The sequence below is a fragment of the Marinobacter sp. SS8-8 genome, from assembly GCF_030540945.1.
In the GTDB taxonomy this organism is placed as follows: domain Bacteria; phylum Pseudomonadota; class Gammaproteobacteria; order Pseudomonadales; family Oleiphilaceae; genus Marinobacter.
This window is the reverse complement of the sequence record NZ_JASSVN010000005.1, coordinates 25,584-51,456: the sequence shown is the minus strand read 5'-3', so window position 1 is coordinate 51,456 and position 25,873 is coordinate 25,584. Positions and strand designations below refer to the sequence as shown.

At 57.7% G+C, this 25,873-nt stretch carries 20 protein-coding genes; 6 read left to right on the top strand and 14 right to left on the bottom strand.

All coding sequences use genetic code 11. The features are described 5' to 3' along the window. Window position 1 precedes the first annotated feature (1 nt). The 4 genes from QPL96_RS06945 to QPL96_RS06930 all read right to left on the bottom strand — a co-directional run bounded on the left by QPL96_RS06945 (window position 2) and on the right by QPL96_RS06930 (window position 5,094). Window positions 2-805: a Na(+)-translocating NADH-quinone reductase subunit C gene (locus tag QPL96_RS06945; protein ID WP_303286560.1), complete on the bottom strand. Its 804-nt coding sequence runs from the start codon at window positions 803-805 to the stop codon at window positions 2-4. After that, window positions 798-2,006 carry an NADH:ubiquinone reductase (Na(+)-transporting) subunit B gene (locus QPL96_RS06940; protein ID WP_303286558.1) on the bottom strand — a complete coding sequence of 403 codons (1,209 nt, stop codon included), beginning with the start codon at window positions 2,004-2,006 and terminating at the stop codon, window positions 798-800. The genes QPL96_RS06945 and QPL96_RS06940 overlap by 8 nt, the downstream gene beginning before the upstream one ends. Window positions 2,007-2,010: 4 nt before the next feature. Continuing rightward, window positions 2,011-3,357 (bottom strand): Na(+)-translocating NADH-quinone reductase subunit A, encoded by a 1,347-nt coding sequence (locus QPL96_RS06935; RefSeq protein ID WP_303286557.1) that lies wholly within the window; start codon window positions 3,355-3,357, stop codon window positions 2,011-2,013. Between the two features lie 267 nt (window positions 3,358-3,624). Beyond that, window positions 3,625-5,094, bottom strand: a complete 1,470-nt coding sequence (locus QPL96_RS06930; RefSeq protein ID WP_303286556.1) for a glyceraldehyde-3-phosphate dehydrogenase — start codon at window positions 5,092-5,094, stop codon at window positions 3,625-3,627. A gap of 222 nt (window positions 5,095-5,316) precedes the next feature. On the opposite strand from QPL96_RS06930, the gene mfd reads away from it, so the two are divergent. Next, window positions 5,317-8,850 carry a transcription-repair coupling factor gene (gene mfd / locus QPL96_RS06925; protein ID WP_303286554.1) on the top strand — a complete coding sequence of 1,178 codons (3,534 nt, stop codon included), beginning with the start codon at window positions 5,317-5,319 and terminating at the stop codon, window positions 8,848-8,850. A gap of 29 nt (window positions 8,851-8,879) precedes the next feature. Then, window positions 8,880-9,704, top strand: coding sequence for a CsiV family protein (locus QPL96_RS06920; RefSeq protein ID WP_303286552.1), 825 nt, complete (start codon window positions 8,880-8,882; stop codon window positions 9,702-9,704). Here the strand turns inward: QPL96_RS06920 and QPL96_RS06915 are convergent. The 5 genes from QPL96_RS06915 to QPL96_RS06895 form a co-directional block, all read right to left on the bottom strand. Continuing rightward, entirely contained in the window at window positions 9,679-10,467 is a 789-nt protein-coding gene (locus QPL96_RS06915; RefSeq protein WP_303286550.1) for an S-methyl-5'-thioinosine phosphorylase, read from the bottom strand. The genes QPL96_RS06920 and QPL96_RS06915 overlap by 26 nt on opposite strands. After that, the gene (locus tag QPL96_RS06910) at window positions 10,464-11,687 is read right to left on the bottom strand and encodes a mechanosensitive ion channel family protein (RefSeq protein ID WP_303286548.1); all 1,224 of its coding nucleotides are present in this window, start codon (window positions 11,685-11,687) and stop codon (window positions 10,464-10,466) included. The genes QPL96_RS06915 and QPL96_RS06910 overlap by 4 nt, the downstream gene beginning before the upstream one ends. 23 nt (window positions 11,688-11,710) lie before the next feature. Continuing rightward, window positions 11,711-12,175, bottom strand: coding sequence for a L,D-transpeptidase (locus QPL96_RS06905; RefSeq protein ID WP_303286827.1), 465 nt, complete (start codon window positions 12,173-12,175; stop codon window positions 11,711-11,713). Between the two features lie 85 nt (window positions 12,176-12,260). Then, window positions 12,261-12,938 (bottom strand): TetR/AcrR family transcriptional regulator, encoded by a 678-nt coding sequence (locus QPL96_RS06900; protein WP_303286547.1) that lies wholly within the window; start codon window positions 12,936-12,938, stop codon window positions 12,261-12,263. A 60-nt stretch (window positions 12,939-12,998) separates the two neighbouring features. After that, window positions 12,999-13,892 (bottom strand): hypothetical protein, encoded by an 894-nt coding sequence (locus tag QPL96_RS06895; protein ID WP_303286546.1) that lies wholly within the window; start codon window positions 13,890-13,892, stop codon window positions 12,999-13,001. Between the two features lie 156 nt (window positions 13,893-14,048). Here QPL96_RS06895 and QPL96_RS06890 point away from each other — a divergent pair, with 156 nt between their 5' ends. Then, window positions 14,049-14,669, top strand: coding sequence for a riboflavin synthase subunit alpha (locus QPL96_RS06890; protein ID WP_303286544.1), 621 nt, complete (start codon window positions 14,049-14,051; stop codon window positions 14,667-14,669). 13 nt (window positions 14,670-14,682) lie between these two features. Here QPL96_RS06890 and QPL96_RS06885 read toward each other — a convergent pair whose 3' ends face one another. Further along, window positions 14,683-15,828, bottom strand: coding sequence for a class I SAM-dependent methyltransferase (locus QPL96_RS06885; protein ID WP_303286542.1), 1,146 nt, complete (start codon window positions 15,826-15,828; stop codon window positions 14,683-14,685). A gap of 183 nt (window positions 15,829-16,011) precedes the next feature. Between QPL96_RS06885 and QPL96_RS06880 the strand changes: the two genes are divergently transcribed. After that, window positions 16,012-16,461, top strand: coding sequence for a hypothetical protein (locus QPL96_RS06880; protein WP_303286540.1), 450 nt, complete (start codon window positions 16,012-16,014; stop codon window positions 16,459-16,461). Window positions 16,462-16,594: 133 nt separating this feature from the next. Further along, window positions 16,595-17,356 carry a bifunctional 2-polyprenyl-6-hydroxyphenol methylase/3-demethylubiquinol 3-O-methyltransferase UbiG gene (locus tag QPL96_RS06875; protein ID WP_303286538.1) on the top strand — a complete coding sequence of 254 codons (762 nt, stop codon included), beginning with the start codon at window positions 16,595-16,597 and terminating at the stop codon, window positions 17,354-17,356. A 242-nt stretch (window positions 17,357-17,598) separates the two neighbouring features. Here the strand turns inward: QPL96_RS06875 and QPL96_RS06870 are convergent, their stop codons facing one another. The 4 genes from QPL96_RS06870 to QPL96_RS06855 all read right to left on the bottom strand — a co-directional run bounded on the left by QPL96_RS06870 (window position 17,599) and on the right by QPL96_RS06855 (window position 24,719). Beyond that, the gene (locus QPL96_RS06870; RefSeq protein ID WP_303286536.1) at window positions 17,599-18,648 is read right to left on the bottom strand and encodes a class I SAM-dependent methyltransferase; all 1,050 of its coding nucleotides are present in this window, start codon (window positions 18,646-18,648) and stop codon (window positions 17,599-17,601) included. A gap of 128 nt (window positions 18,649-18,776) precedes the next feature. Next, window positions 18,777-18,950: a hypothetical protein gene (locus QPL96_RS06865; RefSeq protein WP_303286535.1), complete on the bottom strand. Its 174-nt coding sequence runs from the start codon at window positions 18,948-18,950 to the stop codon at window positions 18,777-18,779. A gap of 123 nt (window positions 18,951-19,073) precedes the next feature. Next, window positions 19,074-19,754, bottom strand: coding sequence for a carbonate dehydratase (gene can / locus QPL96_RS06860; protein ID WP_303286534.1), 681 nt, complete (start codon window positions 19,752-19,754; stop codon window positions 19,074-19,076). Between the two features lie 66 nt (window positions 19,755-19,820). Further along, window positions 19,821-24,719, bottom strand: a complete 4,899-nt coding sequence (locus QPL96_RS06855) for an NAD-glutamate dehydrogenase (RefSeq protein ID WP_303286533.1) — start codon at window positions 24,717-24,719, stop codon at window positions 19,821-19,823. Between the two features lie 165 nt (window positions 24,720-24,884). Between QPL96_RS06855 and QPL96_RS06850 the strand changes: the two genes are divergently transcribed. Continuing rightward, window positions 24,885-25,847, top strand: coding sequence for a MoxR family ATPase (locus QPL96_RS06850; RefSeq protein WP_303286531.1), 963 nt, complete (start codon window positions 24,885-24,887; stop codon window positions 25,845-25,847). Window positions 25,848-25,873: the final 26 nt, after the last annotated feature.

The following is a 25,873-nucleotide window of genomic DNA, read 5'->3' as shown; positions in this document are numbered from 1 at the left end:
ATCAGACCTCCCCTTCACGAAGTTTTTGCAGGAATGTGGCGAATCCATTCTCGCCCATCCAGTAATTGACCAGGTTTTCAACACCCCTGCTGGTGAGTGTCGCACCAGACAGGGCATCAACCTTGTACTCCCTGTTACGTGCATCGGCGCTGACACCACCCTTGACCAGCTGAATCCGGGGCTCGTAGGTATCGTCCTCATAGACCTTCTTACCGACCCACTGCTTCTTCCAGCGAGGGTTGTCGACTTCACCACCAAGCCCCGGTGTTTCCGCATGGGAATAGAAACCAAGACCTTCAATGGTGTTCAGGTCACCTTCGAGTGAAATAAATCCATAAAGGGTGGACCACAGGCCGTAGCCGTGAACGGGCAACACCACACGAACCAGTTTGCCATTCTCGGTCAGGGTGTAAACCTTGGCAATATTCGGACGATGCTTGATACCCGCCTTATCCTCCGAAGGTGGAATCATTTCGGACATTTTCTGATCGGAAGCGGCCTTGTACATGTTGTACTTCATGGGGTCCTCGACACCCACTGTCGACGGCTCCACGAATTGTCCGGTATCAAGATCCACCAGGCGGACATCAAAGCGCTCAAACGCTTCCTTGATCTGCTCGGTACTGGAGCCAGGCTCCAGCATGCCGGCAGCGGAGAGGATATTGGTTACGATATCCAGCTTCTGGTTCTGAATCTGGGCCGGACGGAGCGAGACCGCCGCAACGGAAACGACCACCGAGAACACAACACTCAGCACCAGCGCAACAATCAGCGTGCGGGAGACGGTTTCTTTAGCTTTAGCCACGAGCAAGCCTCCGTTTGATGTTGGCCTGAACCACGTAATGGTCCATCAGCGGCGCAAACAGGTTAGCGAACAGGATCGCCAGCATGATGCCCTCCGGGAAGGCGGGGTTGATCACACGGATCAGAACCGTCATCACGCCCACCAGGATACCGAAGCACCAGCGGCCCGTGTTGGTCATCGCCGCGGACACCGGATCCGTCGCCATGAACATCATCCCGAAGGCAAACCCACCCATCACCAGGTGCCAGTGCGCGGGCACATCAAACATGGGATTGGTTTCCGAACCCACAATGTTCAGTACCAGGGCCATACCAATCATGCCGATCAGAACGCCCCCCACAATCCGGTAGCTGGCGATCTTCATGACCAGGAGAATCAGGCCGCCGGCAAGCACTGCAAGGGCTGAGGTCTCACCAATGGAACCCTGAATGGTACCGACAAAGGCGTTCATCCAGCCTATCTGGGTTTGCAGGGCCTCCAGACCACCGCTGGCCGCCCAGCTCAGGGCCGTGGCACCACTGAAGCCATCGACGGCGGTCCATACCGTGTCGCCGGAAAGCTGCGCCGGGTAGGCAAAGTAGAGGAAAGCACGGCCAGTCAGTGCCGGGTTCAGGAAGTTCTTGCCGGTACCGCCAAACACTTCCTTGCCAATGACCACACCGAAGGTGATGCCCAGAGCCACCTGCCAGAGCGGGATGGTCGGCGGGCAGATCAGTGCAAACAGAACCGAGGTGACAAAGAAGCCCTCGTTCACCTCGTGGCGACGCACGGTGGCAAACAACACTTCCCAGAAGCCACCAACCACGAAGGTCACGAAGTAGATAGGTACAAAGTAGGCAATACCATAGACAAAGTTGTCCCAGACGCCGGCACCGGCACCGGTGGTGGCAAGCGCCTGAATAAAGGCGGTCCGCAGGCCGCCGTCAGCGACCATGGCACCCGGATTGGAAGCCAGGAAACTGTTGGCCTGATAGCCGATGTTCCACATGCCGAAGAACATCGCCGGGAAAGTGCACAGCCACACGGTGATCATGATGCGCTTGAGGTCTACGCCGTCACGCACATGGGAGGTGGTTGAGGTTACTTTGCCGGGGGTGTAGAAAATAGTGTCTACGGCTTCGTACAGCGCGTACCAGCGCTCGTACCTGCCACCCTTTTCAAAATGATGCTCGATTCCATCGAGAAACTGTCTGATCGCCATCGTCTTAGCCCTCGATCTCGATTCGGGTCAGGTTCTCGCGGAGAATCGGACCGTATTCATATTTACCTGGGCACACGAAGGTGCACAGCGCCAGATCTTCTTCATCCAGCTCGAGCGCGCCAAGCTTCTGCGCCATCTCTGTGTCGCCGACAATCAGCGAACGCAACAACTGGGTTGGAAGGATGTCCAGGGGCATGACCTGCTCATAGGCACCCACCGGAACCATTGCCCGCTCACTGCCGTTGGTGGCGGTGGTGAAGTTGAACCGCTTGCCACCGGCCAGTCTGGACAGATAGATGTTCAGAACCGAGAATTTGTTCGACCCGGGAGATAGCCAGCCCAGAAACTCACGCTTGTAGCCTTCTTCCAGCACGGAAACCTGGTTGGCAAAACGGCCAAGGTACGCGCAGGGGCCATCGCCGCGACGACCACCGAACACGGAGCCGGAGATTGCCCGCACTTCACAGTCGGTCGCAATCTCACCGTCCAGAAGTTCCGGAAGGCTGGCACCCAGGCGGGTGCGTACCAGGCGGGGTTTCAGGGCCTTGGGGCCACCGATCGCCACGATACGCTCGACCTGCACTTCGCCGGATTCGAACAGCCTGGCGATGTCGATGACGTCCTGGTAACTGATACTCCAGACAGTCTTGCTGCCGGAAACCGGATCCAGGTGGTGGATATGAGTGCCCACGTTACCGGCCGGGTGCACACCGTCAAACTGGTGCACTTCAACGGCGTCGGACTTGGGAACCGCAACATTGGACCCAGGCCTGCCAGTGACAAATACCTTGCCGGAGGTCAGTTTGGTGAGGAGCGTCAGGCCTTTTTCGAACGCCTGGCCATGCTCGCCTATGATGACCGTCGGATCCGCTGCCAGCGGATTGGTGTCCATGACCGACACGAAAATGGAGTGAGGAGCCGAATCAATCTCGGGAACCTTGCTGTATGGGCGCGTCCTGAACGCCGTCCACAACCCGGACTCCACCAGATTATCAACCACCTGCTGGCGTTCCAGGCCAGCAAGATCCGCGTCGCTGTAGCGGGCAAAGGTTTCAGCCTCATCGCCATCAATTTCGATAACGACCGACTGGAGCACCCGACGCTCACCACGGTTAATCTCTTTCACGACGCCGGCGGCGGGTGACGTATAACGAACGCCTTCGGTCTTCTTATCAGTGAACAGCAGCGTACCGCGCTTGACGCGGTCCCCCTCTTTCACAGCCATTGTCGGCTTCATGCCGTTGTAGTCAAAGCCGATCAACGCCACGTGGCGAACGGGTTTTCCGTCTGTAATGGTCTGTTCAGGTGCGCCGCTGATAGGAAGATCCAGGCCTTTTTTGATCTTAATCATTAGCCTCGTCCAATCATCAGAAACTATTCAATGGATTTGTAACGCCCGACACCTGCGGCCCAGGAAACAATGAGAAACGGGGTGCCGGGCATACCCAAAATCGCGCCAATTATAGAGATTAAGGAATCCTATTTCCACCAGAAACCGGAACAGGTTTGTGCCTGAACGTAAACCGCCTGGCTCACAGACCGATAAAACAAAAAACCCCGACAGCATTCACGGTCGGGGTTTTTATAACTTTCACTCAACCAGGTCAGTGCGGTTTGATCAGTCTCTCGCACGCTTGGGGAAGATCGGGTAGCTTACGCCGGCCATCTGATTCACCACGCGGATCACCTGGGCACTGTAACCGAATTCGTTGTCATACCAGACGTAAAGGATCAGGCGCTTGCCACTGGCGATGGTCGCCTGGGCGTCAACGATACCGGCATGGCGGGAACCCACGAAGTCCGTGGAAACCACTTCCGGAGAATTCACGAAATCGATCTGCTTCTGCAGTTCGGAATGCAACGCCATTTCCCGGAGGTACTCGTTGACACCCCCCACATCAACCTCCTTCTTGAGGTTGAGATTCAGGATCGCCATGGAGACGTTGGGTGTCGGCACCCGGATGGCGTTACCGGTCAGCTTGCCTTTCAGGACCGGCAGCGCCTTGGCTACCGCCTTGGCCGCGCCGGTTTCAGTGATCACCATATTCAGGGCCGCACTGCGACCGCGACGACTGCCCTTGTGGTAGTTATCGATCAGATTCTGGTCGTTGGTGTAGGAGTGAACGGTCTCAACGTGTCCGTCCTCAATTCCGTACTCGTCCTCAATGGCTTTCAGGACCGGCGTAATGGCATTGGTGGTACAGGAGGCTGCTGACAGAATCCTGTCTTCATCAGTGATCCAGTCGTTGTTGATGCCATAGACGATGTTCTTGATGTCACCCTTGCCCGGCGCCGTCAGCATCACCCGGCTGACACCTTTGGATTTCAGGTGCAGCCCCAGGCCAGCCTCGTCACGCCATTTACCGGTATTGTCGATCACAATGGCGTTATTGATACCATACTGAGTGTAATCCACCTTATCGGGGCCATCGGAGTAGATCACCTTGATGTAGTTGCCATTGGCAATCAGGGCGGATTCTTTCTCGTCCACAGTGATGGTGCCATCAAACGGACCATGGACCGAGTCACGGCGCAGCAGGCTGGCACGCTTCTCAAGATCATTCTCGGCACCACCCTGGCGAACCACAATCGCACGCAGGCGCAGGTTGTTACCACCGCCGGCCTTTTCGATCAGGATGCGTGCCAGGAGGCGACCGATACGGCCAAAACCGTACAGAACCACGTCCTTGGTGTCGTTGCAGGCATCCTCCTCCGACTGGGCGGCATATTGACCAATCACCGGTCCGATTTCACGCTTCAGGAATTCAGCAAGGTCGCCCCCCTCTTCCTTGAACTTGACCGCAAGCTTGCCAATATCAACATGGGCACGGCCAAGCTCGAGCTTGTCCATGGCCTGGAGGATCGGCAGGGTATCGTGAACAGACAGCTCGCTGTCTTCAACCTGACGTACAAACCGGTGGGCACGAATGATGCCGATTACAGACTGGTTAATGATTGCGCGGCCATAGACAGAAGTAACCACGTTGTTCTTGCGGTAGAGGCGGCCGATCAGCGGAATCATGGCTTCCGCGGTGGATTCTCTTTCTGTCCAGTTGGACAGGTGCTGGTTGATCTGTTCGTGACTCACGCTTGGACCTCTGCAATTGGCACTTGGAATTTGGCGCGCACATTATCCAACTTAATCCCGCCGACCGCAAATACGAACGCCCCAGACCTTTGCAGGCATCCCCTTTGCGCTCGGAACCCTGACGCTCGCATGCCGCAACCGCCATGACAGCGTCATCCGCGGGCGTTAGAATACGCCGCTCGCCACCTCCCGGACATCCATAGCAGGAGAACCAGACTGCCCATGAGCCAAGGTGTAACCACCCGCCCGTCAGCCCGGATCAATATTGCCCCGGCGTTTCCAACCCGGCCGGCCGATCATCGCCTATGGGGTCAATTGCATGGCAGCAGCGACGCTCTGGCCATCTGTGAAAGTGCCCGCGCCCACAAGGGCCTGACGCTGGTCATCACCCGCAGCACCGACGATGCCATTCGCCTGGAGCAGGCCATGCGCTTTTTCCTCGGTCTGGCCACCGGGGAGGATGACCCGGCCGTCAGCGAGGACGGACTGGAACTGCTGTCATTGCCAGACTGGGAAACCCTGCCCTACGACCTGTTTTCGCCGCACCAGGATATTACCTCAAGGCGCATCCGTACCCTGCACCGGCTGCCGTCAACCAAGCACGGCGTGCTCGTGATACCGGCGCGAACGCTCATGCACAGGCTGCCCCCGGTCAGCTATCTCCAGGGCAACACACTTGTGCTGGAAGTGGGTCAGTCGCTGGACATCGACAGCTGGCGACTGCAACTGGAAGCCGCCGGATACCGGCACGCGGAAAACGTCTATGAGCATGGGGAATATGCTGTTCGTGGCTCGATCCTCGACATCTTTCCCATGGGGGCCGGCCAGCCCTACCGGATCGACCTGTTCGATGACGAGATTGAAACGCTCAGGACCTTCGACCCGGAGACCCAGCGCTCGATCAATCGTGTCGGCCACATCGAACTGCTGCCCGCGTACGAGTTCCCCTGGCACAAGGAAGCCCGCTCCGGATTCCGCAGCCGCTGGTTCGAGCAGTTCCCCAATTCGGGCAAGGACACGCCCATTTACCAGGATGTGACCCACGGCATTACACCGCCAGGGATCGAGTACTACCTGCCCCTGTTCTTCGACAAAACAGCGACCCTGTTCGATTATCTGCCGGGCACAACCCATGTCTTTACCGCCGCCGAACTGAACGAAGCCGTCAGCCACTTCGACTCCGAAACCCGGAGCCGGTACGAGGACCGCCGCCACGACCGCTTACGACCAATCCTGCCGCCCGGCCTCCTGTTCCTGCAGCAGGATGAACTGTTTGGTCACCTGAAGGCGTTCCCAAGGGTATCGATTTCGTCTGAAACCTCGGGCGCCGCCGGATCGTTCAACTGCCCCAGTGAAACCCTGCCGGACATTGCCATGGACGGTCGCGCCGCTGATCCTGCCGGCCGCCTGAGGCGGTTTCTCCGGGAATTCAGTGGCCGGGTGCTGATCTGCGCTGAATCATCCGGCCGGCGTGAGGCCCTGATTGAACACCTTGGAGACCAGGGCCTTGAGCTTGAAACCCTTCCCGGTTGGCAGGCGTTTCTGGAGAACAGCGGATGCCCGCTGGGCATTACCGTTGCCCCGATGGAGCAAGGGCTCCTGCTCCCGAAGCACTCTCTCGCGCTGATCACCGAAACCGCGCTCTTCGGGGAGCGGGTGCTGCAAAGACGGCGCCGGGAAAAACCGACACAGGCCGATGATACCGGTTTCCGGGACTTGTCAGAGCTGCGCATCGGCGCTCCGGTGGTCCACATCGACCATGGTGTCGGTCGCTACCGGGGCCTGGAAACCATTACCGTTGAAGGCGAAGCCAGCGAATTTCTGAAACTGGAATATGCTGGCGGATCAAAGCTCTATGTGCCGGTATCCAGCCTTCACCTGATTTCCCGCTATGCCGGTAACGACACCGAGCATGCCCCGCTGCACAAACTCGGCACGGATCGCTGGAGCACAACCAAACAGAAAGCGCTGGAGAAAATCCGCGACACCGCGGCGGAACTCCTGGATGTCTATGCCCGCCGGGAGGCCCGCAAGGGCTTCAGTTTTGAGGATCCAAAGGAGGCCTACCGGGCCTTTGCCGCCGGCTTCCCCTTCGAGGAGACCCCGGACCAGCAGGCCGCCATTCAGTCTGTTATTGAAGACATGACCAGCGAGCGCCCCATGGACCGCCTCGTCTGTGGTGACGTCGGCTTTGGCAAAACCGAAGTGGCCATGCGGGCCGCTTTTATGGCGACCTGGTCCGGCAAACAGGTGGCTGTCCTGGTGCCGACCACCCTGCTGGCACAGCAACACTACGAGTCGTTCCGGGACCGGTTCTCAGACACCGCCGTACAGGTGGAGTTGCTCAGCCGTTTCCGCTCGGCCGGCCAGACCAGCAAGGCCATGGAAGCCATTGAAAATGGCAAGGCCGACATCGTGATTGGAACCCACAAACTCCTTCAGGGCGATATCCGGTTCAAAAACCTCGGGCTGGTGATCATCGACGAAGAACATCGTTTTGGCGTGCAGCAAAAGGAAAAACTCAAGGCCCTGCGCGCGGAAGTCGACATGCTCACCCTTACTGCGACGCCGATTCCGCGTACACTGAACATGGCCATGGGACACCTGAGGGATCTGTCGATCATCGCCACACCGCCGGCCCGGCGTCTGTCAGTGAAGACCTTTGTACGCCAGCGGGACAACCCCATGGTCAAGGAAGCCATCCTCCGGGAAATTCTCCGGGGCGGTCAGGTGTACTTCCTCCATAACGATGTGGCGACCATAGAAAAAACCGCTCAGGACCTCCGGTCGCTGATTCCCGAGGCCCGTGTGGGTGTGGCCCATGGCCAGATGCGGGAACGGGACCTGGAACAGATCATGTCGGATTTCTACCATAAGCGCTTCAATGTGCTGGTGTGCACCACCATTGTCGAAACCGGCATCGACATTCCCAGCGCCAACACCATTATCATTGAGCGGGCCGACAAGTTCGGCCTGGCGCAGCTGCATCAGTTGCGTGGCCGCGTGGGTCGCTCGCACCACCAGGCCTATGCCTACCTGCTGACGCCGCCACCGAAATCCATCACGGCGGACGCCAAAAAGCGCCTGGAGGCCATCTCGGAAGCACAGGATCTGGGTGCCGGTTTCATGCTGGCAACCCACGACCTGGAAATCCGGGGCGCTGGCGAGTTGCTCGGTGAGGAACAGAGCGGCCAGATCGAAAGCATCGGCTTTACGCTGTACATGCAACTGCTGGATGAGGCCGTCAAGGCCATCCGCGAGGGCCGGACGCCAAATGCCGATCTGCCCTTGAGCCACGGCACCGAAATGAACCTGCGTATTCCTGCCCTGATTCCGGAGGATTACCTGCCGGACGTCCATAACCGGCTGATGCTGTACAAGCGAATTGCCAGCGTGGATAACAACGAAGCATTAAAAGAACTTCAGGTTGAGATGATTGACCGGTTCGGATTATTACCGGAACCGGCCAAAAACCTGATCCGCCAGACCGGGCTTCGGCTCGAGGCAGAGGCCCTGGGGATCGTGAAAGTCGATGCCGGCAAGGAATGGGCGCGCCTGGAATTCGGCAGCTCGACACCGGTAGACCCCCTGGTTCTGGTTAAAAAAGTGCAATCCGGGCCGGACCAGTACCGGCTTGAAGGGGCCAACAGCTTCCGTTTCCGGCTGAAGGATGCCACAACCGGTGGTAAACTCGACGGCATTTCCCGGATGCTTGGCGAACTGGGGCCAACAAAACGCAACGCATCCGGCTCATGAACGCCCGACCAACATGTGGAGTACGACCCTTGGAGATTGATGGAATTCGCCGGTGCCGATACGCAACACGGGCCATTCTGGCAGCGCTCCTGCTGACTGTTCCAGTCACGGGAACGGCCCAGCAACCCGAGCGCACCGGTTTGCCACTGGAACCGGGCAAACCGATTCCGGAGGACTATTACCGTGCAGAATTCGTGATTCTTGAGCGGATTGTCGAGCCTGAAGCGGTGAATGAAAAAATGTCGGGCCGTGCCGTGGAGCCCCCCGTCGAAACCGACCAGGTATTATGGTCGATGCTTCAGGACGGATCAACGGAAACCACCCTGAACCTGGTACCCGGGAATGAGCTGTATCTTGCAAACGCAGCCCAACGGCTGGAGCGCAGCGGCAGATATCGGGTACTGGTCAGCGCCGGCTGGTACGAAGCCTTTCCGCCGGATTATGAAGGCACCCCTCTGAGGGTTGAGGCAGGAGACTGGATTGAAGGCGCGGGAACCCGGGAGGTGGAAGGCCACATCACCATCGACCGCCGGCGCTACCTTCATGTGGGTGTTCACCTGAACCACTGGCAGCCTGCGGAAGATACCCGGCTGGCGATTGATGGACCCGCAGCCGGAGAAACCCCGGATGCATCCACGGCAGAGGCGCCCTCGCCCGGAGGCGAGCACCCGGGCGTGCCCTCAGCCGGCGATCCGGCCGTTCAACCGCAAGCCCTGAGGACTGAGCCTGCGCCCCTGGAACTGCTCACCTGGATTCGGGAAACCCGCCGGATGCGGAGCGAGGAAGTCCACTTCCTGGACTCCCCCACCATCGGCGTCCTGGTGTTCTTCAAGAAGGTTGAGGCAACGGAGTAAGCGCACCGAGACCGGCCACTGAGCTCTCGAGGATCCGCCTGACCCCGGACATCCCCCGCTCAATGGCCTCTTCAATCTCCGCCATGGTAATGATGTGGTCGGATTTGCCAGCGGCCCAGTTCACCACCAGCCCGAGACAGACATAGCGCATCCCCAGTTCGGCTGCCAGCACCGCTTCCGGCATGCCTGTCATACCCACCAGATCGCAGCCGTCCCGCTCCATGCGGATGATCTCCGCCGCCGTTTCCAGCCTCGGACCCTGGGTTGCACCGTAAACCCCGAAACCCGAGAACGGCACCTCTTCAGCACCGGCGACATCAATCAGGACCTGACGGGCACGCTCATCGTAGGGCCAGGTGAAATCAATGTGGGTCACTGACGCCAGATCGCCCTCGAAAAAGGTACTGGCACGACCCCAGGTATAGTCAATAATCTGATCGGGAATGACCACCTGAGCAGGCCCCATGTCCTTGTGAATCCCACCCACGGCGTTGACACCGATCACCGTTCTGGCACCGGCATCGTACAAGGCCCGCAGATTGGCCCGGTAATTCACCTGATGAGGCGAAATGCGGCGCGGATTGCCATGGCGGGACAGGAATATGACCGGCTGGTCGCCCAGTCGCCCTTCAACCAGTGGCGCGGATGGCGTACCCCAGGGTGTCCCGACCTCCTTCTCTCCGGTAATTTCCAGGCCCGACAAGGTGGTCAGCCCGGTGCCACCGATAATGCCGACGGGATGAACAGTCTCCGGTGACGTCATTCTGAATCTCCTGAATCCCCTGCATCACCCGCTGCCTGGCGCTGCTGTGATTTCTCCGCACTTTTTACGGACGATGAACGGGAGCCCTGGTCGCGGGACTCATCGGTCTGCGACCCGGTTAGCCGAACACCGTCCGGAAGATGCAGTGTCCTTGTCGGGAACGCCACCTCGGCACCATGGCCCTCAATGATGTCGCTGATTTTCAGCAACACATCCTGCTTCACTTCCTGAAAACGAACCCACTGGGTTGTCTTGGTGAAGGTATAAACCATGATATCCAGGGATGATGCATTGAACGCGAGGAAATTGACGATCAATGTCTGCTTGCTGTCAATATCGTCATGCTGCTCCAGCATGGCCCTGATATCGGCAACGATGGTGGGCATCAGGCTGACATCGGCGTACCGGATACCAATGGTTTCCGATATCCTGCGGTTGGTCATCCGCGAGGGGTTCTCGACCGCAATGGTGGTAAAGGTTGCGTTCGGCACATACAACGGACGTTTGTCGAAGGTCCGGATGGTCGTCAGCCGCCAGCCAATATGCTCAACCGTACCTTCAATGTTGCGGTCCGGCGAACGCACCCAGTCCCCCACCTTGAACGGGCGGTCCAGGTGAATGATGAAACCGCCGAAGAAATTGGCCAGCAAATCCTTGGCGGCGAAACCAACGGCAATACCGCCAACGCCGCCGAACGCCAGCACCCCGGAAATACTGTACCCCAGAGACTGCATAGCAATCAGCACGGCGGTAATTATGACCACAGCCCTGGATAACTTGCTCACCGCATTCACGGTGGTGTAGTCCATGGGCTGCTTCATTTTCAGGGGAGACGCGAGAATCCCTTCGCCTTGCTTGATCAGCCGCAACACCGCCCAGACCAGCACGAACACAAAACCCAACTGGAGCAATGAGTCGTTGGCGGTGAAGATTTCGGCCTGCGAATACCGGTGAGCCACTTCGGCTGCCCAGTATACGCCCTGTATCCAGACAAACGCGACGACAGGCTTGCGCGCGGCATGAAGCAGCGCGTCGTCCCAAAGGTTACTGGTTTTACTGAATTTTCGCTCCAGCGCACCGACAATATGGCTGGCGGCATAGGCCACCGCCGCTGTCCCGAATACCAGCGCGAACACAACAATACCAACACGCCAGCTTTCCGAGAGCAGCCCGAAATTCTCGATCCAGCCGTTCACGATGGCCTTGAAATCCCCGATCATCGATTCTCTCTGACAAAAAAGGTTTAATGGATGTAAACGACTGCACCTGGGTCAACACGTTCGAACAGTTCAAGAATATGAGCGTTCCGCATCCGGACACAGCCATGGGACAGCGGCACGCCCATGGGCTCGCTGTCCGGTGTGCCGTGAATGTATATGAAGCGACGAAAAGTATCGACACCCGGGCCCCGGTTTTTTCCCCATTCACAGCCACACAGCCAGAGAATCCGGGTCAGAATCCAGTCGCGACCGGGATGTTCCCGGGTAAGCCCGGGACTGTAGATCTCGCCGGTCGGGCGCCGGCCACGGAACACCGTCCCGGCTGGAAGCCCGGCACCAATACGGGCACGGATATAGTGCTTACCCCGCGGGGTGCAGCCGCTGCCGTCCTGCTCCCCCGGGCCGTTCAGTGCCGTGGATACCGGATAGGAGGCAAGAACCCGCCCATCTACGGTGACAAGCCTGAGGAACTGGAGGGTCAGATCAATATCGATTTGCGCTGCAGTGGAATTAATCCGCACTGGCCAGGCTCCTTGCGGGTTCAGAAGAAAAGCCTAACCGAGAGGCAGGAGCTCAGGCAACCGAGACCTTGCTGCCAGGCGAGGGAATCAGCATCGCGTCTTCTGCCTGCATTCCGGCGGCCAGGAAGGGCACCAGCCGGGCGGCAATTTCCTGAACGGTGGTTTCGACACCCAGCTTGTTCTTCAGGATATCGCGCAGGGCGTCACTGCTGGACATGGTGAACGCGGTTGCTCCGAGCATGAACTGAATGCGCCAGTACCGATCAACCGAAGACAACTGCGGCGTTGCTTCCTTCAGAAGACGCATGAAACGGCCGAACGGCTCACTGTATTCCTGCTCCAGAAACTTCCGGAGGTGGCCCTGGGACTGGGTGTAGGCGAGGCCCAGCAGGCGCATGAAGATGGAAATACCCTGCTCGTTGCGCTGAGGCATCCGCACCGCGCTTTCCGTCAGGGCCCAGAGTGTCTGGTTCAGTGTTGGTGGTTTGCCCTCACAACGCTCCTCAAGCTCGTCGAACGCGCTTTCAAGAGTTGCGGAAAACGGCGTCAGAAAACGCGCGAAAACAGCATGGATCAGAGCGTTTTTTGAACCAAAGTGATAATTGACAGCGGCCAGATTTACTTTAGCCTTGCTGGTAATCATGCGAAGCGAGGTTTCTGAAAAACCCCGGTCGGCGAACAGCTCTTCGGCTGCATCGAGAATCCGGTCAACGGTATCAGACTGCGCCATTTTGTTTTCAATGCCTCTAGCAAACGTCTGTTTGAAACATACGTTTGAAGCGCAGTTATGTCAAGTTCTGGGCACAGGCTCCGCCACAACATCCTGCCAGCCATGGTCAATGGCATTCTGATTGCCCTCAAAAAATGCCTCCTGAACCCTGCTGTAGGCCTTCTCCGCCTCCAGCAGGTATATCAGATACAGGCGCACATGCTCCCGTCGGGTAAGCTGACGGGGGAGAACGCGGCTTTCAGACAGCCTCAGCAAATAACTGAAACGCGAATTCCTGAGGGCCGGATTAAAGTCGGACATCTGCGCACACTGCCATATCAGCCCGCTGGCGCCTTCCAGGTGCTCTGCATGTCGCTTCGCCTCCCGGAGCATCCGCTGTCGGGTGACGAGGAGATCCAGGTAGGAAGGTTTCGACGTGTAGATTCGGCGAACAGCGGGCACTCCGTGCAGCAGGATCATTACGAAGACCCCGAAACCACCACCCGCGACCCAGGCCGGCACAAGCCCGGCCAAGCCGCCGAGAAACACGACTGCGGCAAGCAGCGCACTGAAAAGCCACAGGTCCCGGTTTCGGCGCGCCCCGGCCAAAGTATAGTTGTCGGGCCAGTCATTCATCGCCAGCAGGTCGAAATCCATCAACAGGACACGGTCGCACTGCCGCAGCATCTGCCTCAGTTTGCGCTGCCTGGACTCCGCCGTCACCCGCTCCGCACGTCCATTGGTTTTATCATCACTCTCACTCTCACTCTCACCAGCCCCGGCCCTGGCATCGGATGCAACGGCTGCGGCTGAACCCTGCCCGGGCTTTGTGATGGCCACCGTTCCGGCCAGGGCAGACGCCGAGACCGAAGGCCGGGCATCCGCGGGCACAGGGTCGGCGGCCCGTCCAGGCCGCAGCACAGGAGCCTGGGCGGGCGCATCAGCTTGCGTGGCTTTGCTCTGGTCTTCGGCCATGACAGGTTGTCCGGATTAGAGACGGTTTTAACAGGTAACGACCATCAAACCGGATTCTTGAATCCCTTACCGCCACCTTGGCATCGGGCGGTCCGCTCGCTATCCTGTGCGCTCCTGCCAAACCGGCAGCCGCACTCCATTTTATGAGGCCAGGCTATGTTCACAGGCATTGTTCAGGGGATCGCAACCATTGAAGAGGTCACTGCCAAACCCGGTCTTAGCACCTTCGTTGTCCGTTTCCCGGAGGATAAACTCGACGGTGTCTCTATCGGAGCTTCCGTGGCCATCAATGGCACCTGCCTGACCGTAACGCGCCACGACGGCAGCGCACTCTGCTTCGACGCCATGCAGGAAACCCTGACGCTGACCACACTCGGGCACCTGAAAGCCGGGGACCTGGTAAATTTCGAACGCGCCGCCCGCATCGGGGATGAGATTGGCGGGCACCTGCTGTCCGGCCACATTCATACCACCGCAAAGATCGTGGAAATCCTGCGCCCGGAGAACAATGTCACCCTGTGGTTTGAAGTGCCTGATGAGTGGGCCCGCTATCTTTTCCCCAAGGGCTACATGGCCATTAACGGCGCCAGCCTGACCATTGGCGAAGTCCGGGGCAACCGGTTCAGTGTCCACCTGATTCCGGAAACCCTCAGGGCGACCACCTTTGCCTCGGTTCAGGAAGGCCAGCGGGTGAATATTGAAATAGACAGCCAGACCCAGACCATCGTGGATACCCTGGCAAGACTGGGCTATGCCAGTCCGGCACCCGCCCTTTAACCAGCCTGGTCTGTCAGCGATTGCCAGCCTGGAAGACCACGAACTTGGGGCTGGCATCCAGTTGATGTATAGATGAGAAATGCCGGCGCAGGCTACGGTGATAACCCAGATGGCGATTTCCGACCATCAACAACCTGCCGCCCGGCGACAGGTGTCGGGCGGCCTGCCCGAACAGACGCAGGGAAATATGATTGCCAACCACGCCGCCTTCGTGAAACGGCGGATTCAGGAGTATGAGATCAAATCTTCCCTGTCCGGATTCAATACCGTCGGCGTGCACAAAGGCCACCTCCGCTTCCGGGAACGCCCGTTCGACATTGCGGCTGGCACTGAGCACCGCCTGGCTCGATACGTCGCTGAAGCACACCTGCAGATCCTGCCGCCCTGCCAGCGCCGTCATGCCAAGCACACCGTTGCCACAGGCGAGATCGAGAACCCGTGCACCGGGTTCGGCTTTTCTCACCGCCTCCGCCACGCAGGGCAGGAGCAGCCGGGTACCGATATCCAGCTTTTCCCTTGCAAACACCGCGGGTAACGCCTCAACCTTATGATCGCTCTGCCCAGTTAACAGATAACCTCTCCAGGTCCCCGGCCAATCTCCAGGAAGCTTACTCCCCTTCCTGCAACGAATGACCCGGGCCTTCTTTCGTGCCGACAGTACCTTCTCGGTGTTCACGGTTTCAGCAAAGACATCAACACTTCTGGCCGGAAGGTGCTTGATCATGCCTCCAGCCAGCAGGACACCGGATTCTGCCACTACGCCATTGAGCCAGCGCAGCAGCCAGCCAAGATAGTCCGCCTGCCGCGGAATTCGCATAACCACAAGATCGAACGGTCCTTCAGGCGGGTTGATCCAACTGCGCACCTGGCTTGGTGCGATCAGGGAAGGGTTGAGTGAAGCATTCTCGTCCAGGGCTGCGAACAGGGTCGCGCTGTCAGCAACGATCACCGGTGACAGGCCGGAAAGCCCGAGTGACAAGGCGCCATATTGATCATCCACGATCAGGACTCTGGGCTTAGTAACACCACTGGCAGCGTTGAGACCCTCTTCAAGCAGAAGCTCGTCTGCCGCGTCCCAGGCCCGCAGCGTCGGGTCGTCGGTACCAGGCCGGCTCAGGGTCAGTTCACCGTCGGCATAATTCAGTTCGGCAGTTGTCATTTCAGGCACCCTGCGGGCATTTTGTCACAAAGTCGTCATTTTAGGCTGATTATTCTAGAAATTAACCCTAAGGTTACAGAAGTTCATGCTGAACATCCCTTTTCCGGTTTGCTCCGTTGTTCTGGACGCGAACCTTTTGCCCCTCACCCCAGGGGCTTTTTTAATTGGGCATACGGATTTACTGTGGGTGTCGCCACCAACACCGCACCGATTGTGGACTTCGCCATGGCCGGAGCATTGGATGACAAAGGCCAGCTTACCCCTGCCGCCAAAAAGTTGCTGGACAAAGATCCGCAGGAGTTTGTTCGCAAAGCCGCCCAGAAAGGCGCATTGATTGACAAAGGCTTGCAGGACGAGTCACCGGTTGATTCGTCCGAAGAAGAGGATCGTCCCAAAGTCCGGGTAGAAGCTGGCCTCTTTTTCGATGGCACAGGCAATAACCGCAACAACACCCAGACCTATCAACAACAAGTCGACAAATGCCTCACGGCCAACGTGGCCAGGGCCATTTCGGAAGAGCAATGCAGCAGCGAACTATCGCTGATCATGAAGGGCAGTTACCATAACGCTGAAGCCAATGCATCCAAACTGGAACGCATGTATCAGCAGGGCCGGTTGAGTCTGGGGGTATGAATAGGTGGGTCGCCTGCAGGGCTTTCAAAGGGCTTGAGCTGCATGATGGGAAACTATCACGTACAGTTCTTATGGGGCGAAGGGGCGCAAAGCCCTTAGCGACCAGGTGCCTCGTAAAACCAAGGATATATCAATGGACCTATCAGAATATAGGAAAAACGATTCAGAGCAACAAAGAACTGAGGATTTAATGCAGCATATTACGCGTATCTCTGGCGACGGAAAAAGCGCGCTTGATATTGGTGCAAGAGACGGTCATTTTTCCATATTGCTGACTGAATTTTTCGATAAAGTAACTGCGCTGGATCTATTGAAGCCAAACATATCGAGTAGCAGAATCACCTGTGTTCAGGGAGACATCACAAATTTAGACTTCGATGACAATACCTTTGACCTGGTGTTTTGTGCTGAAGTGCTTGAACACATACCTCCTCATCTACTTGAAAAAGCAGCTTCCGAATTAAGCCGTGTAACAAGAGAATTCTTGCTTATCGGAGTTCCATATAAGCAAGATATTCGAATCGGACGTACAACATGTTCCTCTTGTGGGGGAAAGGGCCCTCCTTGGGGCCATGTGAACAGTTTTGATGAAAATGAATTAATTAGCCTGTTTCCATTATTAACTACTAATAAAGTAACGTTTGTAGGTGAAACAGATGCGCGCACGAATTTCATGTCAGTGTTTTTTATGGATATAGCCGGCAATCCATACGGCACGTATAACCAAGAAGAAAAGTGTATTCATTGTGGAAAAAAACTAAAGAGCCCACCTGAGCGGACTCTGTTTCAAAAAATATTTACGAGAGTGGCATTTCATCTTAAAAATCTCCAAAAACCTTTTAATAGGCCACACCCAAACTGGATTCATATTCTTTTTCATAAAACAAAGGTATAACACTTGTGGGCCTTCGGTAGGCCGCCCTTCTCAACTTGTGGGCAAGTGCGGACAGGGTCTTGGGTTTGTTCATGGGTTTCTGCACGAACTCAAAACGCCAGACAGGATATCGCCGATTTCATAGAGAATGGTCAGCGCCAGGATACGACCGCCCCTCCGGAATGGTCCGCAGCACACTCAGAGATTTTGTTTTTTGTGGCTTGGCTGTTCGATCAACCGGAACTTCCGGGTACCCTTTTAATTCAGGGCCGGCGAAAAGCCCGGTATACCGTAAACCGGTGATCTTCCCGTAACCGCTCAACCGGGCCGATACACCGCTTCATCAGGGGCTCATAGGGCAGGAAGCTGTTTGCGACCAGGCGAACCTCACCACCAGGTCTGAGATGGCGTACAACCTCGCGAAGGAAACGCTCGGTCATGGACATATCGGTTCTCACGCCACTGTGGAAGGGGGGGTTGCTCAGTATCGCCGGCCAGATACCTTCAACACTGGTCAGGCCGTCCGATGCCAATATTTCACCGGAAACACCGTTACGCCGATAGGTTGCCCGGGCACAGGTCACAGCCTGGGACTGCACATCCACCCCGTCAACGGTGATTGCCGGCTGTCCCCTTTGCTTTTGCCAGGCATCAAGCCAGGCGCCGATCACCCCGGCACCACAGGCAAAATCGAGAATGTGACTGGCGCGCAGGGGATGGTCGCTGAGGGTTTCGAGCAGCATCCGGGTGCCGTCGTCAAGCTCTCCCTGGCTGAAGATCCCCGGCAGCCCGGCGGCCTCCAGGTGAATGCCCGCGCATTCCATGCCCGTCCAGCTCAGCCATTCCTGAAGCTCAAACCCTGGCAGCGATTCAACGGCTTCGGCACACCACACCTGGCAGTGCCTGGCACTGTCTACCTTGGCCGCCAGTGGCGCCACCGCTTTTAACTGTTTGGCAGCCCCGGCAATCCCCTCTTTTTTCTCGCCAACCACGACCAGCCGGGCGCCTTTTGCCGCCAGCCAGCGGGCAAGTGCCAGCCGCAACTCCAGTTCGGCCCGAGCCTTTGGCAAAAACACCACAAGGGTGTTGAAGGCATCCGCACCAAAGGCCGGATCATCGTAACCGAAGGTGACCTTCCAGTTGTCCCGCCCCCGCAGAGTCTCACACACACCCGCATGCTCACTCATGGCCATGCCGCTGTACTCAGACAGCTCAGACAACAGGCCGGCGGAAGTAACGCCCAACAGGGCCACCTCCCCTGTGAGCAGGTGGCGATTCCTTAACAGGGCTTCGTGGGAATTGGGTAGAGACATTGAACAGGCAATCCCGCTTGGGTGGCTCGGACACGGGATACTTTAACCGGAATGCGCCGCCGAGTCTCCCATGGCAGGCCGGATCCCGGAGGCATCAGAACGAAAGGAAACGAACCGCCGGCAAGCAGTCACTTGTATCGGGCAACAGTGCCCACACGGAGAGCGTCTTCCGGGGACATACCCCAGTCCTCGGGCTGGCCTTTATCGGAAGACTTGCGCCCCCGGGCGCGCTCATCTGACGCGTCGGAGACGCCTTTACGATGGCTGAAGGCTGTCAGGGCTTTTTGCATCAGTTCTTTCATGGTTCACCTCCTCGCTTGCAGCAGTCGCTACTCTACCAAAGCGGGAGGTGACCAACTGTGATGACACCGGGGGTCAGGAAGTGACACTCATCACGAATTTTTGACGAAATTTTACATTTCCTGCTAGACGGTTTTCTGGCGCCCGGAGCGCACCGGCCTCAGAACCAGCTCCTCCAGGCTGGTTTGCCGGACACGCTCAAGATCTTCTTCGCCGGAAACCGACAGCCCCATATCCCTGAGAATACCGTCCGCAACGTCATAGACAAAACCGTGAACCGTCAGCGGCTGGCCACGCTTCCAGGCTTCCTGGACGATGTTGTTCTGGCACACATGCCCCACCTGCTCCACTACGTTCAGTTCGCACAGCCGGTCTACCCGGTCCTGCACGTTCGGCAGGGCATCCAACACCTTCTGGTGCCGGTCACGCACATCCTGCACATGTCGCAACCAGTTGCTTATCAACCCGAAGCCCTCGTTGAGCAGTGCCGCTCTCACGCCACCACAACCGTAATGCCCGACCACCAGAATATGTTTGACCTTAAGCACATCAATGGCGAACTGGAGCACCGACAGGCAGTTAAAGTCCGTATGCACAACCACGTTGGCCACGTTCCGGTGAACAAACAGCTCACCGGGCAGCAGATCGACAATCTGGTTGGCCGGCACACGGCTGTCCGCACAGCCAATCCAGAGATATTCCGGTGCCTGCTGGTTGGACAGGCGGTGGAAAAACTGGGGGTCCTGGGCCTTGATGCCATCGGCCCAGGACCGGTTTTTTTCCAGAAGATGGTCAAGCTGACCCATTACCTTACTCCGTTTTAGTGATTCCCGGACGCCGATTGAACGGGAATCATGGTCTCAAAGCAAGGCTCAGTTTATCTGAGCCTCAACCTCAGCCTCAACCGCGCCATGAGGCTGATGCATGGTCGCCTGGGCCAGATCCAGAAGCTCCCGCAAGGCCACCGAGAACATCGCATACTCCGGTTCTCTCACACCCTTGAGCTCGGACAACATGGTTTTCCAGCGATCAATCATCTGGTCATGACGCGCCATCCAGGCCTCCACACAGGCAGGCACGTCCGCCGGTTTTCCTGCCAGCTTCAGCACACCCGTGGTCAAAGCCCGCTGCTGCCAGTCCAGATCCTCGCGGAAACTCTCCCTGGCAAGGGCCTGCCAGTGGGAAGCCGGGGTCAGAGCGGCAATGGCATTGGCGAACCAGTTGAGATCAAGGCGGTCACCCAGCTCGTAGTAAAGATTGGCGACTGTTTTCAACGGCATTCCTGACGCTTCCTGTGCCTCGATAATACTGAGGGACGAGTACAGGTGCCCGGTACCGGAAACCACGGAAGCCAGCTCTGTCGGTAATCCGGCTTCCACCAGCGCCTGATACCGCTTTTCCCAGGTGATCCGGGCCTGCTCTCCCAGGTACTCCGGCAGGCCTGCGGTAATGGCCCAGACGCTGTCGGCAAAACGCTCCATGTGATTCTGGATACTCAGTTCCGCGCGACGGTTGCGCAACAGCCAGCGCACCGAACGGCGCATCAGCCGCATCAGGTCCTGCATCAACTGCATCTGAAGCTGGGCCGGCACATGAAAATCCAGATCCTCAATCCTGTCCCACCAGTTATCGATGCGAAAAACGTCCCGGGCAATGATCCAGGCCAGTGCTATGGAGGCTGCATCGGCGCCAGTGGACTGGTTCAGCCGCTCCACAAAGGTAATACCCATGTGGTTAACCATGTCATTGGCAATCTGGGTGGCAATGATTTCACGGCGCAGCTGGTGCTCACCCAGCTCTTTCGAGAATTTCTGGGTCAGGTCCCGCGGGAACACCTTGTACATTTCACCCGCCAGCATCGAATCGTCCGGCAGCGTGCTGTTTATCAGGGTCTGCTTGAGATCGCCTTTCACATAGGAGATCAGAACCGACAACTCCGGCCGGGTCAGCCCTTTTTTGTCCAGCTTGCGCTCAGACAGGGTTTCGTCGTCCGGCAGGAACTCCAAAGCGCGGTTCAGCTTCCCCTGACTCTCAAAGGTGCTCATCAGCCGGCGGTATTCCTCCAGGCGCGTCGCCGCATCCTCGCTGGCGATACTGATGGCCTGGGTCTGGCGGTAGTTGTTCTTAAGCACCAGCTCCGCCACATCGTCGGTCATTTCCTCAAGCATGATGTTGCGCTGCTTGTATGTGAGATCCCCCATGACCACCACCCGGTTGAGCAGGATCTTCATGTTGACCTCATGGTCTGAACAATCAACCCCGCCGGAGTTGTCGATAAAGTCGGTATTCAGGCGCCCGCCCCTGAGGGCATATTCAATACGCCCGAGCTGGGTCAGCCCCAGATTACCGCCCTCGCCGACAACCTTGCAGCGCAGTTCCGAACCATTGATTCGAAGGCCGTCGTTAGCTTTATCGCCGACATCGCCGTGGGATTCGCTTTTTGCCTTCACGTAGGTGCCAATACCGCCTACCCAGAGCAGATCCACCTGTGCCTTGAGAATATGGGATATCAGCATGTTCGGCGGCACCCGATCCGACTTGATGCCCAGCAGTTTTTTCATTTCCGGGCTGACCGGAATGGACTTGGCATTCCGGCTGAAGATGCCACCGCCCTTGGAGATGAGTTTGCTGTCGTAGTCGGTCCATGCGGAGCGGGGCAACGCAAACAATCGTTTACGCTCTATATAACTCCGCTCCGGATTCGGGGTCGGGTCGATAAAGATATGGACATGGTTAAAGGCAGCAACCAGCTTTGTTTTCTCCGAAGACAACAAACCATTGCCAAAAACGTCGCCGCCCATGTCGCCGATGCCGATGGCGGTGAATTCATCCAGCGCCGGGTTGATGCCCATCTCCCGGAAATGGCGCTCCACCGAGACCCAGGCGCCCCGCGCGGTAATGCCCATCTTCTTGTGGTCGTAGCCATTGCTGCCACCGGAGGCGAAGGCATCGCCCATCCAGAAGCCGTATTCGGCCGCCAGGCCATTGGCGATATCCGAGAAGGTTGCCGTGCCCTTGTCGGCAGCCACGACCAGATAATGGTCATCTTCATCGTGGCGGATCACCCGCTCCGGCGGGTGAATGCCGGCATCGACCAGATTGTCGGTAATATCCAGCAAACCGCGGATAAAGGTTTTATAGGCTTCGATGCCCTCCGCCTGGAAGGCTTCCCGGTCCGAGGGGTCTGGCAGCCGTTTGGCAACAAAACCGCCTTTGGCGCCCACAGGAACGATCACCGCGTTCTTGACCTGCTGAGCTTTTACCAGACCCAGAATCTCCGTACGGTAGTCCTCAAACCGGTCAGACCAGCGCAGGCCGCCACGGGCGACCTTGCCACCCCGGAGGTGCACACCCTCAACCCGTGGCGAATAGACGAAAATCTCGAACATTGGCAGCGGCAGGGGGACATCCGGAATCCTGGATGGATCGAATTTCACACTGATGTAGGATTTGGGGCCACCCGCTTCATCCTGCTGGTAAAAGTTGGTGCGCAGGGTGGCCTGGATCAGCTCAAGGAAAAGCCGCAGCACACGGTCTTCACTGAGATTCTCCACCTCGTCCAGACCCGCATTGAACTCGATCTCCAGCTTTTGCTGGGCCGCCTGGCATTTGCCCGGGCTCTGGTACCGCTCCGGGTTGAAACGAACTTCGAAGAACTCCAGCAGCAACTGCGTCAGCTCAACGTGGTTCACCAGTGTATTGGAGATAAAGGTCTGGCTGTTGGAAAAACGGATCTGGCGCATATAACGGGCGTAGGTCCGCAGAAGCGCAATCTGCCTCCAGCTCATGTAGGAGGACAGCAGCATCCGGTTGAAGGCATCGTTTTCGGCCTCCGCGTACCAGACCCGCCGGAACAATTCCTCGAAAATCGGCCGGAGGCGATGAATGTCTACCACATCGCCGGTGTGAGCATGGAGTGTGAAATCGTGAATCCAGACTGTCTTGTTGTGGCGGTCGGTCACCTCGAACGGATGCTCGCCAATGACGCGGAAGCCAAGATTATCGAAAATCGGCATCACGTCTGAAAGGGGCAGCGGTTCGTCCGGATAGAATAACTTGAAATGCAGCGTGCTCTCATCCTCTTCCAGCGCCCGATAGAAACTCATGGCAAGGTCGCTTTTGATGGCAGACGCAGAAATATGCTTAAGATCAATCGCCGCACGCCTGGCCGAGAACATATCGGTATAGCTGGCCGGGAAGCCGCCGGCCCAGAGCCGGTAGAGCTCATTGCCCTGTTCTTCACCGTAAGCTTCGCTCAGCGCCTCGGCGAGGCCGTCACGCCAGGATTGCGCCAGTTCAATGACTTTCTCTCGGATTTCAGCCGTTGGCAGCTGGCGGTTTTCAACCTGGGGCACGCGGATGGTGAACTGGACCCGGGCCAGCACGGATTCCGAGAAGTGGGTAACAAACTCAACGTCCTCGGCGCCGAGCCGGTCCACCAGCACCTGTTCCACTTTCAGACGAAGTTCGGTGTTGTAGATATCCCTCGGGAAAAACGCCAGGCAAGTCACAAACTGGCCATAAACATCCTCCCGCATGAACAGTTCAATACGGCGGCGTTCCTGAATGTACAGGATGCTTTTGGCCACCTTCAGCAGCTCGTCCGGCTCGATCTGGAACAGCTCATCCCGGGGATAGAGGGTCAGAATCTGCTCCAGTTCCTTGCCGGCGTAATCATCCCGGAGGAAACCGGAGCGCTTCATCACACTCTGGAATTTACGGCGGAGCAGCGGAATCTCATCCGGCCGCTCGTTATAGACCCGGGCGGTATACAACCCCAGGAAGCGACGCTCGCCAACAACCTCCCCCTTGCTGTCGAACTTCTTGACCGCAATATAGTCCGGGTAAGCCGGGCGGTGAACCCTTGAGCGCTGGGCCGACTTGGCGAAGATAAAGATATCGTCGGTCCGGGTCATCTCGTGCCGGGTGCGCTGGGGCAATTCGTTCAGGCGCACCCTTTCTGGCCGCTCGTTGTTGACTTTCAGGATACCCAGCTCGGAGTTCCCGACCCGCCGGACCACCATGCCGCTCTTGTCCTTGGCAAAATCGTATTCGTCATACCCCAGGAAGGTAAAGTGATCCCGTGCCAGCCACTCAAGAAAGGCCCGGGCCTCTGCCTTCTGCTCTTCGTTGATACCGGCGGTAGTACTGTCCAGCTCCCCGATAATCTCAGTCACCTTCTCGGTCACCACCGGGAAATCGGATACTGCGATCCGGACTTCATGAAGCACGTCTTGCAGCGTGTCTTCCAGATCCCGGAGATCCCCGGGATGACTGTGTCGGTCAATTTCCAGAACGATAAAGGCCTCATAGGCGGATCGGGAGGCGCTCTTTTTTGTGCTGTGCAGCTTCTTCAGTTTGCCGTCTTTGTCCCGCTCGACCTGAAGAATTGAATGCTGGATCGAGTGAGTGCCGATTTCGCGCTGATTAATGGCAATGCGCAGGGAGTCAATCAGGAACGGCATATTGGGGTGCAGAATAAAAACGACAGTGTGGGTCGACTCCCAGCCGTCGCTTTCCAGGTCCGGATTGAAAACCGCCACTGAAGTTTTCTCGGCGGAGCGCTTCTGCAGAAACTGCCAGGCCGCCAGCACGGCACCATAGGTATCTGAGAATCGTCGGCTGACCAGCTCTTCCAGGGGAATATGGGCGTAATGCTGCTTGGCAAATTCGCTGATTCTTTTGGCTTCGGTTTTGGTAATCTTCTTTGCGAAGGCGTCAGCCAACTGTTCAAAGAACTGATCCTTGCTGGCCACTGTCAGCGCATTCATGGTCGACCTCAGTTAGTGTGAAATAAACGTAATCACGGTATCGTCACATAAGCATAGTCAAGCCCTTGATTTTTGCCGGCCAGACACCAAAACTGCGGCAACTACCTACGCACGATACGGGTTTCTCCGGAAAAACCTCAAACAGAGAGGGAGCAGTCACTTCCAATGTCGTTACAGCATACGTTCGGTGAGTTACGGGCACAGTTAGCCAAACGGATAATCGGGCAGGAAAAACTCGTGGATCGCCTGCTGATCGCCCTGCTCGCAGACGGTCACCTGCTTGTGGAAGGGGCGCCGGGCCTGGCTAAAACCACTGCCATCAAGGCCCTTGCAGAACACCTCGAAGGCGATTTCCATCGAATCCAGTTCACCCCGGACCTGCTGCCGTCAGACGTCACCGGCAGCGAAATCTACCGGCCGGAAACGGGCCAGTTCGAATTCCAGCGCGGCCCCATTTTCCACAACCTGGTGCTTGCCGATGAGATCAACCGCGCGCCTGCCAAGGTGCAATCGGCGTTGCTGGAGGCCATGGGCGAGAGGCAGATCAGCGTAGGCATGCGCACCTTCGCTCTGGACCAGCCGTTCATGGTGATGGCCACCCAGAACCCGATTGAGCAGGAAGGCACCTATCCGCTGCCCGAAGCGCAACTGGACCGATTTCTGATGCATGTGGTCATCCATTACCCGTCGGCGGAAGCTGAGAAAGCCATTCTCCAGCTCGCCCGGAACGATTATCGGCAGGGCGTGCCAAAGACAGACCTCCGCCTCGCAGCCCAACAGGTTTTTGAGGCCCGGACTGAAGTGGCCGACATCTATATGGCAGAGGCGGTCGAGCAGTACCTGCTCGCACTGGTTCTGGCAACCAGGGACCCGGCAGTCCTGGACCCGGAACTCGCCCGCTGGACCGCCTTCGGCGCCAGTCCCCGCGGCACCATTGCCCTGGATCGCTGCGCCCGAGCCCTGGCGTGGCTTGATGGCCGCGACTATGTCACACCCGACGACGTCCGGGCCATGGCCTTTGATGTACTGCGCCACCGCATTCTGCTGACCTTCGAGGCGGAGGCCGAAGGCATGACCGCAGACACCGTGATCGAGCGGCTGGTCGAACGTGTTCCGGTGAGTGCCTGAAACCGCCGACGGACGCAGTTCACGGG

Bases quoted from the DNA above. Each gene is read 5' to 3' on its own strand.
- QPL96_RS06940 (WP_303286558.1), bottom strand. From the start codon at position 2,006: ATGGCGATCAGACAGTTTCTCGATGGAATCGAGCATCATTTTGAAAAG.
- QPL96_RS06935 (WP_303286557.1), bottom strand. From the start codon at position 3,357: ATGATTAAGATCAAAAAAGGCCTGGATCTTCCTATCAGCGGCGCACCT.
- mfd (WP_303286554.1), top strand. From the start codon at position 5,317: ATGAGCCAAGGTGTAACCACCCGCCCGTCAGCCCGGATCAATATTGCC.
- QPL96_RS06915 (WP_303286550.1), bottom strand. From the start codon at position 10,467: ATGACGTCACCGGAGACTGTTCATCCCGTCGGCATTATCGGTGGCACC.
- QPL96_RS06910 (WP_303286548.1), bottom strand. From the start codon at position 11,687: ATGATCGGGGATTTCAAGGCCATCGTGAACGGCTGGATCGAGAATTTC.
- QPL96_RS06900 (WP_303286547.1), bottom strand. From the start codon at position 12,938: ATGGCGCAGTCTGATACCGTTGACCGGATTCTCGATGCAGCCGAAGAG.
- QPL96_RS06895 (WP_303286546.1), bottom strand. From the start codon at position 13,892: ATGGCCGAAGACCAGAGCAAAGCCACGCAAGCTGATGCGCCCGCCCAG.
- QPL96_RS06890 (WP_303286544.1), top strand. From the start codon at position 14,049: ATGTTCACAGGCATTGTTCAGGGGATCGCAACCATTGAAGAGGTCACT.
- QPL96_RS06885 (WP_303286542.1), bottom strand. From the start codon at position 15,828: ATGACAACTGCCGAACTGAATTATGCCGACGGTGAACTGACCCTGAGC.
- QPL96_RS06875 (WP_303286538.1), top strand. From the start codon at position 16,595: ATGGACCTATCAGAATATAGGAAAAACGATTCAGAGCAACAAAGAACT.
- QPL96_RS06870 (WP_303286536.1), bottom strand. From the start codon at position 18,648: ATGTCTCTACCCAATTCCCACGAAGCCCTGTTAAGGAATCGCCACCTG.
- QPL96_RS06865 (WP_303286535.1), bottom strand. From the start codon at position 18,950: ATGAAAGAACTGATGCAAAAAGCCCTGACAGCCTTCAGCCATCGTAAA.
- can (WP_303286534.1), bottom strand. From the start codon at position 19,754: ATGGGTCAGCTTGACCATCTTCTGGAAAAAAACCGGTCCTGGGCCGAT.
- QPL96_RS06855 (WP_303286533.1), bottom strand. From the start codon at position 24,719: ATGAATGCGCTGACAGTGGCCAGCAAGGATCAGTTCTTTGAACAGTTG.
- QPL96_RS06850 (WP_303286531.1), top strand. From the start codon at position 24,885: ATGTCGTTACAGCATACGTTCGGTGAGTTACGGGCACAGTTAGCCAAA.